This is a genomic window from Thiohalocapsa halophila (genome assembly GCF_016583825.1).
GTDB lineage: Bacteria > Pseudomonadota > Gammaproteobacteria > Chromatiales > Chromatiaceae > Thiohalocapsa > Thiohalocapsa halophila.
In genome coordinates, this window is the sequence record NZ_NRRV01000005.1 from 1 (window position 1) to 17,937 (window position 17,937).

Consider the following 17,937-nt stretch of genomic DNA (forward strand, 5'->3'; position numbering starts at 1 on the left):
CCGCGTCGCCCATCGCGTAACGCTGGTTGTTGCCGCCCTTGCGCGCGTCCGGCAGCTCGTCCAGCGCTCGGCGGATCCTCGTCACCACCGTTGCCGCCGTGAACCGCTGCGTAGTGGGCTCGGGCTTGGACTCCGGCTTGGGCTCGGGCTTGGGCCTCAGGACCATCGGACTCTCCAGTAACTTGTGAAAAGTCCTTCATAACATCATGCTTTTAAATTTGGAACTGCTGGGGGCATCCTCGAACAACACTGGAACGGCGCCCAACTGCTCGATGCCGACACCATGCTCGAATGGGCCAAAACCATGACCTGGAAAGGTCTTCACCCCGTCGTGAACCTTTCACGCGAGGTCTACGCCAAGGGGGTCACCCTAACCAACAAGGCCAGGCGCGAAGTCGAAGCGCGGCTGCTGCGCAACCCCGATTTGCCGAAGTGGGATATCCTCATCCGACCCGCCTGCGCTCCCGCATGAGCGGTATAAAATTTTCTGGAAACCGCCTTACCGCGACGCCGGCTCGTCGCGGCAAGGATGCCGCTCCCACGGGCCCCTCTGGCGCTGTGGGAGCGCCATCCCTGCCGCGATCGGGCCGTGACGATGGTCAAGCTTGGGGCGGGCATCGCCTATGGCTCCCGCACGGTCGTGTTGGGCGCCTCGCATCCCTGGCGGATACCCGGCCGCTGGATCAATCGCAGACCGGATCGCCCACCAGGTCGTGCTCCAGGCTGTCGGTGATGTCCACCTCGATGAAGTCCCCGGGTGAAAGCTCCCAGGCGCCGTTGATCATGACAGTGCCGTCGATCTCCGGGGCGTCCGCGTAGCTGCGGGCGATGACCTGCTCCTCCAGCACCTCGTCCACCAGCACGGTGAGGCGCTGGCCGACGCGGGCCGCGAGCTTGGCGCGGCTGATCTCGGCTTGGGCTGCCATGAAGCGCTCCAGGCGCTCCTCTTGCATCGGTTCGGGCACAGGGGCCGGCAGGTCATTGGCGGCGGCGCCGGTGACGGGCGAGTAGGCGAAGCAGCCGACGCGGTCCAGCTGCGCCTCGTGCAGGAAGGCCAGCAGCATGTCGAAGTCGGCGTCGGTCTCGCCGGGGAAGCCGACGATGAAGGTGCTGCGCATGACCAGCTCGGGGCAGATGCGCCGCCAATCGGCGAGGCGCTCCAGCACCTTCTCCGCCGCCGCGGGCCGGCGCATGGCCTTGAGCACACTGGGGCTCGCGTGCTGGAGCGGCATGTCGAGATAGGGCAGGATCAGCCCATCCGCCATCAGCGGCACCAGGCGGTCCACGTGGGGATAGGGGTAGACGTAGTGCAGCCGCACCCAGGCGGGCAGCTCCCCGAGGCTGCGGGCGAGCGTCTCGGTGTCCGTGCGCAGAGGCCTGCCCTGCCAGAAGTCGGTGCGGTATTTGATGTCCAGCCCGTAGGCGCTGGTGTCCTGGGAGATGATCAGCAGCTCGCGCACGCCGCTGTCCACCAGCCGGGCCGCCTCGGCCATCACCGAGCCCACCGGCCGGCTCACCAGATCGCCGCGCATGCTCGGGATAATGCAAAAGCTGCAGCGGTGGTTGCAGCCTTCGGAGATCTTCACATACGCGTAGTGCGCGGGCGTCAGCTTGATGCCCGTCTCCGGCAGCAGGCTGGTGAAGGGGCGCGGGGCTTCGTGCTCGGGCTGCGGCAGGTGCAGGTGGACGGCGTCCATAACCTCGTCATAGGCATGCGGGCCGGTGACGGCGAGGACGCGGGGATGGGTCTCGCGGATCACATCCGCGCGCGCGCCCAAGCAGCCGGTGACGATGACCTTGCCGTGCTGGTCCAGCGCCTCGCCGATAGCGGCCAATGACTCGTCGACGGCCGCGTCGATGAAGCCGCAGGTGTTCACCACCACCAGGTCGGCGCCGTCGTAGTCCGGGGAGATGCCGTAGCCTTCGGCCCGGAGCTGCGTCAGGATGCGCTCGGAGTCCACGGTCGCCTTGGGGCACCCCAGGCTCACGAAGCCGACCTGGGGAACGGACGGGCCGCTGCCGGGTGCGGCGTCGCCGACGGTGGTTGCTGACTGTGACATGCTGTTCCGATGCTTGGGCGTTTGCCTATGGTAGGCACGGGTGCCGAGCCGGGACAACGCCGACATGTGGCTCTGAGCACCGGCGGCCGCAGCATCAAAGATAGCCCGCCCCGGCCCGCTGCCGAAGACGCGCCAGCCGATGCGCCCCACCGCCTTTCGTGTGCCGCAGAGTGAACAACAAAGACTCCTTGATTTTGCTAAGTATCCAAGCGAAACTGGGCGATAGTCTAGGTATAAACCTGCATGCACCCGGCTGCGGAGCGCCGATGCGGGTGCTACGCCAGCATCCGACCCAGCCGCCGACGCCGCTTTAGTCGCCATCACGACACCAGGATCAGGTGAGGATCGAGGCCATGAAGAACTGCAAGCTCTGTCGACTCAGCAAGGTGTGTAACGACCTCCCCGGCGTTTGCCTGTTGATCCCGTACTTGACGGTCGCCGTCGTCACCGTCACGGTCGGCTACTTGTTCGTAACTCAAGAACTGCTGGTCTGATACCGCGCGGGCGTGTGCCGCCGGCAGCGCGCCGCCCCAGCCCATGCCTGATGACACACCCCGCATCGGCCCGCAGAGCCGAGTCACGCTGCATCTTTCCCTGACGCTGGAGGACGGCACCGAAGTGCTGTCCACCTTCGACGACGAGCCGCTCAGCTTCACCATGGGCGACGGCACGCTAGCGCCCGGGCTGGAGGAGATGCTGCTCGACCTGCCGGCGGGCGCCGACACCCGGCTGCTCGCCGAGGGTGCCGCGATCTTCGGCGCGCCGGACACGGAGCTGGTGCACGAGCTGCCGGTGGCCGATCTGCCGGCGGATTTCACCGCCGAGCCCGGGCAGGTCATCGCCTTTAGCACCCCTGGTGACCAAGAGACACCCGGCACCGTGCTGGCCGTGACGGATCAGCACGTGCGCGTGGACTTCAACCATCCGCTCGCCCACCGCGGGCTGCACGCGCGAGTGCAGGTTCTTACCATCCGCTGAAGCCGGCGTGGCTCCCCGCCCCCTGAGCTTGCGCTCGTAGGTCGGGCCGACGCCAGGAGGCCCGACAAGCCGGCAGTTCCAGCCAGCACCGTGTCGGGCTTCGCGCCTCAGCCCGACCCACGGCGCTACAGGAGACTCTTGCCCCAGCCCCCTTCGCGTCCACGCGATCATGGCACGGCTGCACGCCGGGCAGGCCCGGCCGTGAGATCGGCCGCGGGGTCTTCGGCGATTGCGTTTCACCATGGGTCGATGGTTGCCGAGATGCTAGCCTAGCCGTTTTTCAGGCCGACCACAGCACACGACCCGCCTCATGCAGGATTACGACCCGAGCCCCGATCTGCTGCGCGACCGCATCATCCTCGTCACCGGCGCCGTCGAGGGTGTCGGCCGAGCCGTGGCCCGCGGCGCCGCCCGGCATGGTGCGACCGTGGTGCTCTGCGCCAAGGACGAGGCCCAGCTGGAGACGGTCTACGACGAGATCGAAGCCGACGGCAGCCCGGAGCCGGCGAGCCTGCCGCTGGACCTGGAACAGGCGGACGAGCAGCTGTATCTCGGCGTCGCCACCACCCTGGGCGACGAGCTCGGGCGGTTGGACGGGCTGGTGCACTGCGCCACCTATGTGCCCTTCCTGAGCCGGGTGGATGACTACGACGCCAAGGAATGGGAGCGGGTCACGCGCATCAATCTCACGGCGCCCTTCCTGCTCACCCAGGCCTGTATGCCGCTGCTGCGCGCCGCCGACGACGCCTCGGTGGTGTTCACCGCAGACCGGGTCGGTCGCCGCGGGCTCGCCTACTGGGGCGCCTTCGCTGCGGCCAAGTTCGGCATTGAAGGGCTCACCCAGGTGCTGGCGGAGGAGACCCGCGACAGCACCCGTATCCGCGTGAACAGCCTGGACCCGGGCGTCCTGCGCACTGCGCAGCGGCGCCAGCTCTACCCCGGAGAAGACCCGAACACCCTGCCGACGCCCGATGTGGCCGTGCCTGCGTACCTGTGGCTGCTCGGCCCGGACGCCGCCGGCACCACCGGGCAGGCGCTCTCGGCGCAGGGCGACTGAGCCCTCGATGCCGGCTGCCTGCGTATTCGAGCACTGACGAGCGAGTCGGCAACCATGCGTTTGGATCGTTTCGTCTACGCCGGGCTTTGGCTCGCGCTGGTGGGCTATTGGCTCTTGTTCTCCCCGCCGCCGCCCGCGGACTTCCTCGGCGAGGTCACGGCGCTGGCGGTGGCGGACACCAGCCGCGTGGACCCCATCGCCATTGCCGTATTCAACCTGCTGGGTCTGCTGCCGACGGCCTTCCTGGCCATCCTGCTCTTCGACCCGGGCCGGCCCGCATCGCCGGTGAGCCCCTGGCCCTTCGCCATCGGCGCCTACTTCCTGGGCGGGATCATCCTGCTGCCCTATCTGGTGCTGCGCAACCCGCGGGCGCCGCTCAAGACGACACCGGGCGCCTTCGTGCGCGCCATCGGCTCACGGGTGGCGGGCTGGATTCTGTTGGCAATCGCGCTGGGGCTGGTGGGCTTCGGGCTGATCGCCGGCAGCCCGGCGGCCTATGCGGAGCAGCTCGCGGGCTCGCAGTTCATTGCCGTGATGAGCGCGGACCTGCTGGCGCTCACCGCAGCCCTGCACCTGGCCGCCGGCACGGACCGCCGCCGCCGCGGGCTCGGGCCCGCACCCGGCTGGCAGCATGTGCCGCTGTTCGGGCCGCTGCTGTACCTGGCCACACGCCCGCAGTACACCGGCTGAACATCGGCAAAGAGTACCCGTAGGGTGGATGAGCGAAGCGAAATCCACCCCGTGCGCGGCGCCCGACCGCCAAGACGGTGGACTACGCTTCGCTTGTCCACCCTACGGGCCTACGGACCTGCACGCTACAATCCTCCGCTTTCCCGGCCGCCGCCAAGCCCCCGAGCCTAGAGACATGTCGCAAGCCGCCGCCACAGCCAGCCCTGCCGCAAGCGCCGCCGACAGCCCCGCATCGGAGGTGCGCCGCGTCGCCGACGCCGTCCGCCGCCGGGTGCTGGACTATACGCTGAAGAACAACGGTGGCTACCTGAGCCAGGCGTGCTCGTCCGCGGAGACCCTGGCGACGCTGTATCTGCGTGTCCTGCGCCTGGGGCCAAGCACCGCGCCGCTGGTGCCGCGGCCCTTCGCCGGCGTGCCGGGGCCGGACAACCCCGACGCCTTCACCGGCGCCGACTACAACGGCCCACGGGCCCCGGCGCTGGACCGGTTCATCTTCTCGCCCGTGCACTATGCGCTGGTGCTCTACTCGCTGCTCATCGAGCTCGGCCGGCTGGGCCCGAACGGACTCGACGCCTTCAACCAGGACGGCAGCACCGTGGAGCTCATCGGTGCCGAGCATTCGCCGGGGCACGAGGTGACCGCGGGCTCCCTCGGCCAGGCGCTCAGCCAGGCCGGCGGCATCGCCCTGGCGCGGCGGCTCAAGGGCGAGACGGGCCGGGTCTGGGTGTTCATGTCCGACGGCGAATTCCAGGAAGGCCAGACCTGGGAGGCCTTCGCGGCACTCGCCCACCACCGCATCGGCAACCTCGGCGTCTACATCGACGCCAATGCCCAGCAGTGCGACGGCGCCATGGCCGACACCATGACCATCGAGCCGCTCGCCGAGCGCCTGCGGGCCGTCGGTGCCGAGGTGCACGAGGTCGACGGGCACGACAGCGATGCGCTGGCGGCCGCCGCGGAGGGCTTCGGCGGCGGCGACCGCCCGCTCGCGGTCATCGCCCGCACCGACCCCTGCCGCGGCGTCGAGCTGATGCGCGAGCGCGCGCCGAAGCTCCACTACCTGCGGTTCAAGTCCGACGCCGAGCGCCAGGCGTACCAGCAATTGCTGGCGGCGCTGAGCGTGGAGGCGCCGGCATGATCGAGACCGTCACCCGCCCGCACCGAGAGCATTTCGTGCGCTGGGCCGCCCAGCGCCCAGAGGTGTTGGTGCTGTCGGCAGACCTGACATCCTCCTGCGAGGCGGACGGCTTCCGCGACACCTACCCGGAGCGCTTTTTCTCGCTGGGCATGGCGGAGCAGAACATGATGGGCTTCGCCGCCGGGCTGGCCCGCGAAGGGTTCTTTCCTTACATCCACACCTTTGCGGTGTTCGTGACGCGCCGGCCCTTCGATCAGGTGGCCATGGCCATCGCCTATCCGAATCTGCCGGTGCGGCTGGTGGGCTTTCTGCCGGGGCTGACGACTCCCGGCGGCGTCACCCATCAGGCCATCGACGATGTCGGCCTGATGCGGCTCATCCCGAACATGACGGTGCTGGAGGCGGGCGACGCCACCGAGGTGACGTCGGTGCTGGACGTGGCCCAGGCGGTGGACGGGCCGGTCTACATCCGCCAGCTCCGCGGCGAGGTGCCGCGGCTGTTTCCGGCGGAGGCGCCGATGCAGCTGGGGCGCTGCCGCAAGCTCGCCGACGGCGACGACCTGTGCGTCGTCTCCAGCGGCATCTGCACCGAAGAGGCGCTGCGGGCCACCTCGGCACTGCGCGCCAAGGGGCTCGGCGTGCGGCACCTGCACGTGTCCACCCTCAAGCCCTTCGACGACCCGGCGGTGCTCGAGGCGGTGGCCGGCGTGCGCCTGGGCGTGATCACCATGGAGAACCACAGCGTCATCGGCGGCCTCGGCGCCGCGGTGGCGGAGCTGATGGCCGAGCACGCTGTCGGCCGCCGCCTGCTGCGCCTCGGGCTCAAGGACACCTATGCCCATGGTGCCGGCAAGGCGTATCTGCTGCGCGAATACGGGCTCGATGCGGCGGCCCTGGTGCGCGCGGCGGAGACGCTGGCGCAGACGCCCCTCGGCATCGAGGATGCGGACCTCGCCGCAGTGCGGCTCGGCACGCTCTCGGCCGCCGAGAAGACCGAAGACCTTTGATTCCTTGCCGTCTGCCCGGACTCTCGCGGTAGAAGCCGAAGCCGTAGGGTGGATGAGCGAAGCGAAATCCACCCCGAAACGCTGTTGGAGCTCGCCCTGCGTGTGCCCTATCCGCTCCCCGGTAAGCCATGCTTGGCTCGGTGGTTTTCGGCCATAGCTCTCGGCTCGAAACCACCAAGCAAAAGCCAGGGCGCAGCAGACGACAGTGTCTCGGCTCTATACCGCGCGGGTCAGGCGAGCGTTACGCGTCGATCATCACTCCGACCACGCGGATACGCGCAGGATCTAGAGCGGGAGCCGGTGGACTTCGCTTCGCTCGTCCACCCTACGGATCGCGCTTCGCCCTTCTTCTTCGCGGCTTTCGTGGTGACAGTCTTTTTCCAGACAGACGCCTTTCTTACAAGGAGACCCTTTCCATGTCCGATCTCGAAATCCTCTGCGAGCGCAAGCCCTCCCCCGCCAAGCTGGAGGTGCTGGGCGTCGAGCAATGGCCCGTCTGGAAGAAGGAGCCGTCCACTTTCCCGTGGACCTACGACCAAACCGAGACCTGCTACATCGTCCGCGGCAAGTTCACGGTGACGCCCGAGGGCGGCGAGCCGCAGCAGTTCGGCCGCGGGGACCTGATCACCTTCCCCGCCGGGCTGTCCTGCACCTGGGAGATCACCCAGGCGGTGGAAAAGCACTACGACTTCCAGTAGCCGGCGACGCGCCTACCGCGCCGCGATCAGGGCCTCGCGCATCAGGCGCCTGGCTCATCCATACTCCCGTGGCGATAGCCAAACAGGTCCAGACAAGCATAGCGGAAGCCCAACCCCTGCAGCGCCTTGCCGATCTCGTCGGCCCGCTGCATCAAGCGCTCGCGCTGTGACGGCGCCACTTCGATACGCGCAAGGCTGCCGTGGCTGCGCACCCGCACGGACTCGAAGGTCATGTCCTGGAGCAGGCGCTCGGCTTCTTCCACCCGCTGGAGCTCGCGCATGGACACCGGACGGTTGTGCGGCAATCGGGTCAGCAGACAGGCGTTGCTCGGCTTGCGCCAGGTCGGCAGGTCCAGCGCCTGGGAGACGGCACGAACAGCCTCCTTGTCGATGCCCTGCTGGATGAATGGCGTCCCGATACCGAGCTCGCGCAGCGCCTGCAGCGCGGGGCGGCTTTGCTCGGCATCATCCAGGTTGCTGGCATCCAGCACCGTATCGTGCCCCAGCAACCGCGCACGCTCCATGAGCAGCTGATACATGCGGTGCTTGCAGCGGTAGCAACGATCCGGCGGGTTATCCTCCATGCTGGAAGGCATGTCCATTTCCACCAGCTCGTGCCGCAGGCCCAGCTCCGCGGCCACCGCCACCGCATCGCCGATCTCCTGGCGCACCATGTAAGGGGTCACGGCGGTCAGCGCCAGCACCTTCTCCGGCCCGACGGCCTCACGGGCACAGGCCAGCAGCAACGCGCTGTCGACCCCGCCCGAGAATGCTATGGCGATGCCGCCACCGGCACCGCGCAGGCGATCCACTAGGGCTTCGTATCTCGCATCCATCGGCTGCCTCCGGCGGTCTCTCTCGGCCGATATTGTCAGCTTATGCCGCGGCACCACAGCCGCGGATCTCCGGCCAGCCGCCGAGTATAGGGCATCGCGCCAACGGCATCCGTGCGCCGTGCTTGTGGAAACAGCCCGACTGCCCGGCGTCAGTTGTCGACGCCGGAGAGATTGGCACAGCGCGGCCAAATCGTCACAATGTCGGGGCACGTCGGCACCAAACGCCGGCGCATCATCGACCGCGCTGCGCCCGGCCGCTCCTGGCGCTGGCGCAGATCACAACTAAGGCCCCGTCGGACCTGCGCACCGCGGTCCCGACGGCGGCTGCAAGAGGAGACCCCGTTCCGATGCGCAACCAAGTCCTGTTGATCATTGTCCTGCTGTCCGCGCTCTTGGGTGCACCCGTCGCCACCACCGCCGCGGAAGGGATTTCCATCTCCGAGACGGTGCTGAAGATGCCCCTGGCGGACGACGTCTCGATGGACGATGCGGTCGACTCGATGAAGCTCCGCGCCAATACGCTCAACTTCAAGCTCGTCGCCCATCTGCCGCTCTACAAAGAGCTGGAAGCCATGGACATCGAGACCAATCGCATCGAGATCTTCCAGTTCTGCGACGCGCGCATCGCCAACGAGATGGTCATCTTCAACCCGGACTTCTCGGCCTACCTGCCCTGCCGCATCACCCTCCTCGAAGACGCCGACGGCAAGCCCTGGCTCGTAACCCTGGATCTCGGCAAGATCATCCCAAGCGCCAACCTCTCGCCCGAGCTGCTGGAGAAGGCGAAGATGGTGCGGGACAAGATCGAGTCGATCATGCAGGCGGGTGCGAACGGGGAGCTGTAACCCCACGGCAGGGGCTACACCACTACGATGTGTCGAAGCTCGACCAGTCTCCCGACTGCGCCACACCGGTATGGCGTCTCAGGAACGTCTTCAGCCGAAGCTCTCCGGCCAGAACTGGCCGCCTTATGTCAGAAGCGGGTATGCCGTCCGCCGGCGTCGGTCAATCCAAACAGGCTTCTCACCCTTTTGGCACATCTGGCTTGCACCGCATATCAGATGCTCGCTGACGCTGCTTCATCAGGTTTTCGCAGGCGACCTCACGCCTGAGCCCATAAAGAGGCTCTCTACTTTCGAGCCGCCATAGTTTAACTGTTGCCCGTCGTTGTCCGACCAGGTCCTCTCTGGCACCCAACCGCCGGCTTCGTCGCCGCCCTAGTCGCCTCCATCCCCGGCAAGCCCATCCGCGAGCTGCACTGTCGTCGCAACCGTCACCTGCTTGAAGGCATTACTACACACTCAGAGCGACATCTGGCACGGATCATAACTCCAAACATCACGCCACCCACGCGACGGAACCCAGAGTGTGCGCCCCAGCTTTCGCGCAGGAAAGTGGACAACGCACAGCACGGGGTCGGAGTTATGACCGACGCCCGACATCGCAAAGGACTGCACTATCTCAAACCCAACTAGATTGAGAAACCACGTTCCCCTAACGTACAGCGCCCTGTTGCCCTTCGCGACTATCGCCAAGAGCGCAAACTGATGCCGTCCACCTGGGCGCCGCTTGACCCCGCCCTGGACACAGATCCAAGCTCCCGCTCCACAGCGGACTTCAATCGCTTAATCGCCGCTTTAATCTCTCCACCTTCATCCCCGCTGCTTTTGCTCGCGTCATCGCCTCACGCGCATTGGCAAAATCCCCCAACTCATGGTAGAGGTTTGCCAAAGAATAGAGTAACCCGCCAGCCTCGGCTCCCGCGTCAAGCCCTGCTTCGAGATACGTGATGCCCTCGTTTAGTCGCCCTTCACGCCTACGTAATCGCGCGCCAAGCCGATACGCTTCTTTACTCCGCGGACGTTCTTTAATAATCCTTGCCAAAACCTCGTGCGCTTCCCCACGCCTCTTCGCACCATGCAGTGCCTCGACATACTTCAACCCGATCACTTCCCAGAATGGATAATCCGGGTCTGATCGTATGAAAGAATAATGCAACTCCCTTGCTGCCACTCGAAACGCGTCATATCGGTCACGCGCGGTCTTCCCTTTCAGCCCCGTTTCCCACGCCGCGGAAATGTTAGCGATGCCCTTGCAAAAATGGTGCATATGATGCCAATCCTGTGCCACCCGTCGCTGCCAAAACTCGATCTTCTCCATGTTTCTCGGGAACTGAATCGACCACCGCCCCCTACGATTGTCAATATAATTTGACATAACCGCCTTGCAATATTCCGGGAAAAGCGAAAACTGCTTCTCGGTCGGCTCCCAGTTGAAAGCCAAGCTCGGCGCGGGACTAACCACCAGCCCCACCGCTAAAACAGCACGAACCGCTCTCTTCATCAACGCTGCGCGAACCAGTCCCACAATCTTCGAAGCCATAGAGACCCCCATAAAGTGATGCGATTATTTTCCGACCGCCCAAGCACGCTCTCTCCAGGTTCTGGGCCTCCCCAGCGCTGCCGTCGCTGTTACCCAGCGCATTTCATGAGACTTCGCGATCCCATCCGGTGACTACGCCTAAATCGGGCCTTGATCATAACTCCGACCACTTTCTGCGCCGGCCTCCAGCGCTCGAGACTAAGTGCCTGATTTGTCGCGCTTCGCGAAGGCAAAACAACTGACAACGCTGGGTTTTGGACGGACTTATGATCAAGGCCCTAAATCGCACCGTCGTCCACGGAAGCTGTACGGTTAGACATAACCGCGAAATACCTCTCCCCGAAATCTTGCGGCTATGCGACCTCCGAAATAACGGCGGTAGCGGTCACCCCAATCCAGGAGATAGGTCGTGGCAGCTTGTATTCGATGCAATGAGCGCTTGGCCGAGCTCTGTGACCGCTCCCAATACATCGGCACAAGCACTGTCTCGATAAGGTCACCCCACAACCTTGCTACAGCTGCCCGCCGATAATTCATCGCGCGCTCCGCCCCATTAGCACGCAGCAATGCTCGTAGCTCGCTAGATTCTTTTAGTTCCGCAATGCAACTGATAGCCTCTTCCACACTGTGGCAAATCATGCAGTCCCGCCTGTGGGTCCCGTGGTGCAACATCGCGCTTTCAGGCCCTACAACCGGGATTGCTCCAGCTGCCCAAGCATTGAATAGTTTATTCGCGGGTTTCCAAATCTCGTTCCAATGCCCGCGGAAGCTTCTAATTGCTATAACTCCGTCAACACCTGAATAGTCATACCACCGTTCGTGACTTAGACGCAAATCCCATTGCAAATCCATTCTGTTAAGCTCATTCGTCCAGGCTTCCTCGTGGAGTTCTGGGGCTAGATTAAACTGGTTGCCAAAAAACGCTAAACTCTCGAAACGATTGCCACGATCGGATCGTCGTGGAATCAAACCAGGTTGTGTCCAATATGGTATATAGATTCGGCGCCAGGGGGTCGCTCTTGACTCTTGGACAGGATTCTGGACAAGGTGAACCGCCGCGGCGGCACTGCGCCCGCGATCTCCCTCGATACAAACGAGCATGACCTGGGGCGGCACTATCACCGGCATGTCTCTTAGTATCCGCGCATGCGTGATAACAATACCACTGTCCGGCACTCTGCGAATGAACTCTACATGCAACTGCGACTCGCGTATTCTTAGGTAAGTCAGCACCACCCACGAAGCGACACCGTGGTATTCGCCTCTCTCCTCCCACTTGAGAAATTCGGCTTCATCATTCGGGATTTCCGTAAAAATCTCATGTGGCACATAAAAATATATTGGCGGATAGCATTTCCCGGTCATTTTTCCTTGGTCGCAAAAGCGGGTGTACGTGGCGGATCGTAAGCGGAATTACTGGTCGGCATCGGCTAGGACTCCGACACAAATCATGGCATCCTCGGGGCCCGGCCATGGCTGGGGACGTAGGAGGCCTTGATCATAACTCCGGCCATCTTCGACGTCGGTCTGCGGCGCTCCGGCCTAGGTATCGGATTTGATGGGCTGAGCGGAAGCGACACCACCGGCAACCCTCGGTTCTGGACAGACTTATGATCAAGGCCACGTAGGAGCGTACGCCAACAGGATGGGACCGTCGCTTTGGCTAGGCCGGAGACACAAACTTCCGCCGGCCTCGCCCTGCTACATCGCCGCCGGGCCTTGATCATAACTCCGACTACCTTCCGCGTCCGCCTCCGGCGCTCCAGCCTAAGTGTCTGATTTCTTGGGCATGGCGGAAGCTAAACCACCGGCGACACTAGGTTTTGGACGGACTTATGATCAAGGCCTCGCCGCCGCCTCGCCGCACAATACAGGCCAGGTCGCCCTTGTAAGGCGTGAATAGCTCGGGGCTAGGGGCGAAGCCGCGCAGTTGTCTGGACGGGGCGTCAGCAAACCTGATGGAGGCCCGGCGGTCCACCGCCTTCTCCTGACGACACCCGCTCATTCCCAATACGAGCCAAGAGCACAACACGGTCGAACATGATCCCAGCCACTTTGCACGGCGAACTCACCATGATCCGGCCCTCTACGCCGTCCGCCCCGCCAGCGTAAAACTTCGACAACGTTGGTCCTAAGACCCTCCAAATCCCATTGTTCGCGGCGGTCTCTGGTCGGCCCTGGCCTGAAAAATCGACCGCTTCATTCGGCCCAGTACCTGTAGAGGCCAGCGCGCACGATCGTCGAGCGTATGATCAAGCCCATTTGGCCGACGCCCGCCCGGTAGATTCAGCTGAATCAGTTCAGGGTAACAGGGTACCCGTCATCCGCGCCACCAAGCAACGACCATCCTCCCATCACGGGCCACAATCAGTTTGACCAATAACACTGGCCCTGAAGGGCTGCCTGCCTGGGCGCGCCCATACCAAGAGGGGGATGGCGCCGTCAGCCCACCGCCAGGGCGCGCGTTCGTGACCGCCCACCGGCTTCGGCGTCGGCGTCGGCGTCGGCGTCGGCGTCGGCGTTGATCATAAGTCCGTCCAAACCGAGCGTCGCCGGTGGTTGCGCTCCTACCAATCCCATCAAATCAGATCCTTAGCCTGGAGCGCCGGAGACTGGCGCCGAAAGTGGTCGGAGTTATGACCAAGGTCCCGGCGTCCGTTGCACTCTACATAGTTCATCGGTACATACCCGATACCATCACAACGGCGCCGGGAGGTAATGCAGCCGGCGCGCTTCGTTTTGACGCGGTTTGGTACCGCATAAAGCCCACCGAATACCAACCCCCCATGTATGCTGCCAGCCTACCGCCCGAGAGGAGATGTTTCACCCCCGGGCACCCAGTAAACCCCTCCGCCCAAGCGGCTGGCGCGAGCACGCCAATAAACGGACTCCGCCGCAAAAAACATACCCAGCCAAAGCCCGCGCGCGTTGAGGCGACCCGGACTGCGGGTAAAGACCTGAAGGTTTCTGCTGATCCAGGGAATACCACCCCAGCGCATCGGCAACATTCCAAGGCGAATGCTCGCTTCAGCGATGCGCGCCCGCTCCATCCCTTGCGCCGCAAACTTTTCCTCCCAGTAACCTTTAGGCTGGCAGTTGATATGGCCGCGACCGCCTTGCCCAGGCTGCGCAGCAGTAAAAAACACATCCACACCATGCCCCGCAATACTACCAACAAAGGCATCCGCCGCTGATTCCGGCAAATGTTCACCAACCTCGGTAGAAATCGCAAGGTCGAACTTGGACTCCAAGGTAATACGTTTCGTCAAATCGACAATGTTCATGGGAATCCGTGCAAATTCCGCAGACGCCGGAGACCCGTCAATGCCAAATACAACAACACCTCGTCGGCGCAAGTGAAAAAGAGTTTCTCCAATTCCACATCCGAAGTCGACAGCTGAGGTAGGCTTGAACAAGCGGAACAGCAAATGTGCCAGCGTCGCATAGCCTTGTCGAGCCGTGTGGTCCAGGAAAAAACCACTGTCATACTGCTCTATATCGGCTGCCTTGACCGATCCTGATCGCGAATTCTCACGCACCTTATAGCCCCCTGACAGTTCACAATCAAACGACTTGAACTTCTATCCCCTCTCCGCCGGGAGATCCCGCATCACCCTCGCCTTCCGCAGCAGCAGAGCCACCACACCGAAAATTTGGCCCTGAGCACTCATCAAGTACCGATGAGACTTCCACCCAAGGCCCAAACCTAACGCGACTCCAGAGTAACAGGTTAATGTCACCACAATACCCAAAATTAGGCGCCCCATGCCGTTCTCCACCAAGTCGGGGCGCCAATCTGCGGACACCTCAAGAGCGAGCAAAGCCATCACAACAGCGAGCAGCCACGCAACAAGCGCCGGCATCAAGGCAAACTGAACGAGCCGAGGCGTAACGCCCAGCCCGCGTTGCTGACTTAACCGCACGACCATCACAACTAGAAAAGCCTCACGAACGGCAATCGCGCACCCAAGCGCGAACAATCCCATGGGCGCGGCAGCCGCTACCAGCACCACAGTGGCCAGCAGTCCGGCCAAGTGAACTTGCAGAAGCCTACCAACGAAACCCTGCGCCGTCACTAGTGCGCGGGTCTTTGTGTAAACCAAGGTAAACATACCAGCAACTGTCAGCGGCGCCAGCGCCACGCCCCCTTCCCCCCACTTCTCTCCATAAACCATAACTAACAGTTCCTTCCCCGACACGAGGAGCACGGCGAGAAATGGAAAGATCAGGAGAGAGAGCGTCGTCAAAGCTTTTAGGTACAGTTCCCGGGACTCAAAAATATCGTCGCGCAGCGTTGAGAAAGACCGCAACATTAAAGGGCCCAAGGTCTGTCCGAGTTGGTCCACAGGTATCCTAGCGAGGGAGAATGCGCGACCGTAGAGGCCCAATTGACCCAGACTGCTCAGTAACCCCACGAGCATGTTATCAACGCGATTCGTAAACACAATAATCGTGTTGTTCAAAGTCACCAGACCCGAGAATCGTAACAGCGGAAACACATAACCAATGCGCCTTAGACGCGGACGCCAGGACACCTGCTTCAGTGCAGCAATCATCGTGGCGGCCGCACCACTCACGGTTCCTAAAGCCAAGCTGATGACGCCGAATCCGCCTAACGCTGTGGAGATCGAGACCACCAAAGAAACAATCAGCGCGCTAATCTCGACTTTCGTCACAGCATCGAAGCGCATCTCTCGCCGCAATAACGCAATGGCGATCGTTTCGAACGGGTTCACTAACAAGACCAAGCTCATTATTCGAACCGCCGTCTCGATCTCCCTCGCTCCGAAAGCCGAGGCCAACTCTGCGGCGCCGAGATTGAGGAGTAGCCAACCCCCCGCAGACGTCAGGGTGACCCACAGGAACGCCGCGTCAACTTGCTCTTCCCGCACAGCCTTGGCTTGCATCAGGGCTTGCGGAAGGCCGAATTTCGACAGCATCGTTAGCGTCGAAGTGAATACTGTAATAGATAAAAACGCGCCGAAATCCGTCGGATCTAAGATCCTGGCGAGAATTACCCCGCCGGCGAAACTGCCTAAAGTCGACGCCAAATTTCCGCCGAGGCTCCAAAACGCGCCCGCGCGTACCCGCTCCATGAAGCTCATCGTTGGTACAATTCCACATTCCTAACGCACGATTTAGTGCGTTCGCACGTGCGTCGATTGGGCTAGCAGGCGCTGGCTCGCGGCTTCAGGTTCTCATGATGCGTCCCAACGGTCCAAAGGCGCTCCCAAGCCAGCTCAGCCGGTCCGTGCGCGACGCCCTCTGTCCGGACCGGTAGGCAATCTCATGCCTTTCCGTACGCAAAGTCCGTCATCGCCGCTGCACAGACGCCGGCGACAATCTCTTTCTCTCGCGGTGATAATGGCGCCCGCGCCTCTTTCCGAGCCCGATCTATGGGCACGTTCCCCCTGCTGTTTCCAGCGTGGCGCTCGCTGCCGTGAAACTTATGATGCTCTAATAGATTGTCAGACCATTCAAGGCCAAGCGCGGTGAGCGCTGGCTTGAGCGTTTGTTCCGGCTCATCGACCAGATCTTCATACCGGATCGATCGCACCGCCATTCCTTTCTCAATAAAGCGCGTCATGCTGCGCATCTTGTATTTCCAGATATGCGCACCAACAGCAACGAGATCGTCCGCTTCCGTTTCTTGCGGTGCGTCTCCAAATTCGCGCGCGAGCGACGACAGCTCCTCGCGGCCGTACCTTTCCAGCCAGGAACGACCGTCCGCGAAGCGCAGTGTGCGCATGGAGGCCACCACTGCGTATGGATGGCGTACCATCCACAGGACCTGAGCGTTTGGCAGCCAGCCGACGACGCGGTCCACCGAGCTTGTCAATGTCGGCAATTTGTAGAGTGTCCGCCGGCTAGCAAGACTGTTGTATGCGAGTACCGGCCACGGCGGCAGATCAAACCCTGAAAATTTCTCATCGAGGCCCGTTATTTTTGGATGAGAAGTCAGAATCAAGAACAACAAGGTCGTGCCGCTGCGCTGGGACCCCAGGACCAAGCACGCGCGACCCGATAGTATTCGACTCACGGGCCTTGCCGGAGCCAATCTGCGGAACAGCGGTTTAGAGCTCCACCACAGGAGCTTCCGCTGGAAGTCGATGTCGTAGCGCACTGAACTGGTCATAGGGGCTGATCTACTGTCCCGGAGCGTTAAGTCGGGCACGCGTCTCGGAAGACATGCCCGGTGGCCCGAATCAACGGCTCGGCCCACGCCAACTCCGACGGCGCTCGAAAGGCGGTCGCAGCGTCCGCAAACCGCCGAACATGGGTCTTGAGCCAGGCTTCCGTATCGTCCGAATTATCCGCCCGCCCGAGCACTCCCGCTGAGCAAGGGTGCTTGTTTGTCAATGACAACCATTCATTCGGCAGCGACCGCAGCTTCAAATTCGTCCTCTGCACCAACAATGCCGCCTCCACGTGATCCCGCAGGCACGCGATACTCTGCATTTCGCTTACGTATCGAGCCTGCACTGCATAATTGTTGGTCATCAACACCAAATCGCTCGGCAGAAACTCCCCGAAATTGGGCCTGCGCGCAAGCGCCCGAAACACCCGCTCATAGAGCGCCCGCGCCCAGTTGCGGGCGCTCGCCCACTCGTAGCTACGTGCCGCCCACTTTCCGAAAAACCTCGGCGCGAAGCGCACGTACAGTTTCCCGTCGTACAAAGGCGCAGCCCAACGTACGATATGAGATTTTGAGCGCGACAGCCCTTTGAGGACTGTTGCCAATCGCGGCGCAAACCAATCGTCATCATCCACGAAGCAAACGGCACCCCGCCCCGCTGCGATCATGGCTTGCGCTATATTACCGATCTCACGCTGCTGGTAGACGGCGACGCCGTCCAGAGATTGCCAGTTCTCCTCTGCAATGTCTGCAATCCGCGCACGGACTGTAAAAAAATCGAGGCAAAAGGTCGCGTTCCACAATGCCACCAGCTCAAGTAGGTTCGCCGGAAATCCAATAGGTAGGGGAGACGGCAGCAGCGCCCCCGCGTCGAACGTCCCGTCGCGCGAAAACGTGGTCGCGAGCTCATGCCAATCGGGAGATTGGCGGCGAACGATGTAGATCATGGTTGTCC

The 17,937-nt window shown here is 62.9% G+C and carries 16 protein-coding genes; 9 read left to right on the forward strand and 7 right to left on the reverse strand.

Annotation, left to right across the window (positions count from 1 at the left end; all coding sequences use genetic code 11):
- Positions 1 to 235: 235 nt before the first annotated feature.
- Positions 236 to 472, forward strand: a complete 237-nt coding sequence (locus tag CKO31_RS03165; RefSeq protein ID WP_322789085.1) for an ISAzo13-like element transposase-related protein — start codon at positions 236 to 238, stop codon at positions 470 to 472.
- A gap of 211 nt (positions 473 to 683) precedes the next feature.
- Here CKO31_RS03165 and rimO read toward each other — a convergent pair whose 3' ends face one another.
- Complete coding sequence (gene rimO, locus CKO31_RS03170) at positions 684 to 2,060, reverse strand: 30S ribosomal protein S12 methylthiotransferase RimO (RefSeq protein ID WP_200234015.1); 1,377 nt, start codon at positions 2,058 to 2,060, stop codon at positions 684 to 686.
- A gap of 353 nt (positions 2,061 to 2,413) precedes the next feature.
- Between rimO and CKO31_RS03175 the strand changes: the two genes are divergently transcribed.
- The 7 genes from CKO31_RS03175 to CKO31_RS03205 all read left to right on the forward strand — a co-directional run bounded on the left by CKO31_RS03175 (position 2,414) and on the right by CKO31_RS03205 (position 7,628).
- Positions 2,414 to 2,554 (forward strand): hypothetical protein, encoded by a 141-nt coding sequence (locus CKO31_RS03175; RefSeq protein ID WP_200234016.1) that lies wholly within the window; start codon positions 2,414 to 2,416, stop codon positions 2,552 to 2,554.
- Between the two features lie 43 nt (positions 2,555 to 2,597).
- Entirely contained in the window at positions 2,598 to 3,038 is a 441-nt protein-coding gene (locus CKO31_RS03180; protein WP_200234017.1) for an FKBP-type peptidyl-prolyl cis-trans isomerase, read from the forward strand.
- A 310-nt stretch (positions 3,039 to 3,348) separates the two neighbouring features.
- Complete coding sequence (locus CKO31_RS03185) at positions 3,349 to 4,095, forward strand: YciK family oxidoreductase (protein WP_200234018.1); 747 nt, start codon at positions 3,349 to 3,351, stop codon at positions 4,093 to 4,095.
- 54 nt (positions 4,096 to 4,149) lie between these two features.
- Entirely contained in the window at positions 4,150 to 4,785 is a 636-nt protein-coding gene (locus CKO31_RS03190; RefSeq protein WP_200234019.1) for a hypothetical protein, read from the forward strand.
- Between the two features lie 175 nt (positions 4,786 to 4,960).
- A complete protein-coding gene (locus CKO31_RS03195; RefSeq protein ID WP_200234020.1) occupies positions 4,961 to 5,923 on the forward strand; it encodes a thiamine pyrophosphate-binding protein in 963 nt (320 codons plus the stop codon).
- Positions 5,920 to 6,930 (forward strand): transketolase family protein, encoded by a 1,011-nt coding sequence (locus tag CKO31_RS03200; protein WP_207147932.1) that lies wholly within the window; start codon positions 5,920 to 5,922, stop codon positions 6,928 to 6,930. Before CKO31_RS03195 ends, CKO31_RS03200 begins: the two co-directional genes overlap by 4 nt.
- A 416-nt stretch (positions 6,931 to 7,346) precedes the next feature.
- On the forward strand, positions 7,347 to 7,628 hold the full coding sequence (locus CKO31_RS03205; protein ID WP_200234022.1) for a cupin domain-containing protein: 282 nt from the start codon (positions 7,347 to 7,349) through the stop codon (positions 7,626 to 7,628).
- Positions 7,629 to 7,669: 41 nt separating this feature from the next.
- On the opposite strand, the gene larE is transcribed toward CKO31_RS03205, so the two are convergent.
- A complete protein-coding gene (gene larE / locus CKO31_RS03210; protein ID WP_200234030.1) occupies positions 7,670 to 8,464 on the reverse strand; it encodes an ATP-dependent sacrificial sulfur transferase LarE in 795 nt (264 codons plus the stop codon).
- 347 nt (positions 8,465 to 8,811) lie between these two features.
- Between larE and CKO31_RS03215 the strand changes: the two genes are divergently transcribed.
- Positions 8,812 to 9,309 carry a DUF302 domain-containing protein gene (locus tag CKO31_RS03215; RefSeq protein WP_200234032.1) on the forward strand — a complete coding sequence of 166 codons (498 nt, stop codon included), beginning with the start codon at positions 8,812 to 8,814 and terminating at the stop codon, positions 9,307 to 9,309.
- Between the two features lie 772 nt (positions 9,310 to 10,081).
- On the opposite strand, the gene CKO31_RS03220 is transcribed toward CKO31_RS03215, so the two are convergent.
- The 5 genes from CKO31_RS03220 to CKO31_RS03240 form a co-directional block, all read right to left on the reverse strand.
- Positions 10,082 to 10,807, reverse strand: a complete 726-nt coding sequence (locus CKO31_RS03220; protein ID WP_200234034.1) for a hypothetical protein — start codon at positions 10,805 to 10,807, stop codon at positions 10,082 to 10,084.
- Positions 10,808 to 13,647: 2,840 nt separating this feature from the next.
- On the reverse strand, positions 13,648 to 14,385 hold the full coding sequence (locus tag CKO31_RS03225; RefSeq protein ID WP_200234036.1) for a class I SAM-dependent methyltransferase: 738 nt from the start codon (positions 14,383 to 14,385) through the stop codon (positions 13,648 to 13,650).
- Between the two features lie 42 nt (positions 14,386 to 14,427).
- Positions 14,428 to 15,951: an oligosaccharide flippase family protein gene (locus CKO31_RS03230; protein WP_200234038.1), complete on the reverse strand. Its 1,524-nt coding sequence runs from the start codon at positions 15,949 to 15,951 to the stop codon at positions 14,428 to 14,430.
- A gap of 182 nt (positions 15,952 to 16,133) precedes the next feature.
- Positions 16,134 to 16,823, reverse strand: a complete 690-nt coding sequence (locus tag CKO31_RS03235; RefSeq protein WP_200234040.1) for a sulfotransferase family protein — start codon at positions 16,821 to 16,823, stop codon at positions 16,134 to 16,136.
- 185 nt (positions 16,824 to 17,008) lie between these two features.
- Positions 17,009 to 17,929 carry a hypothetical protein gene (locus CKO31_RS03240; RefSeq protein WP_200234042.1) on the reverse strand — a complete coding sequence of 307 codons (921 nt, stop codon included), beginning with the start codon at positions 17,927 to 17,929 and terminating at the stop codon, positions 17,009 to 17,011.
- Positions 17,930 to 17,937: the final 8 nt, after the last annotated feature.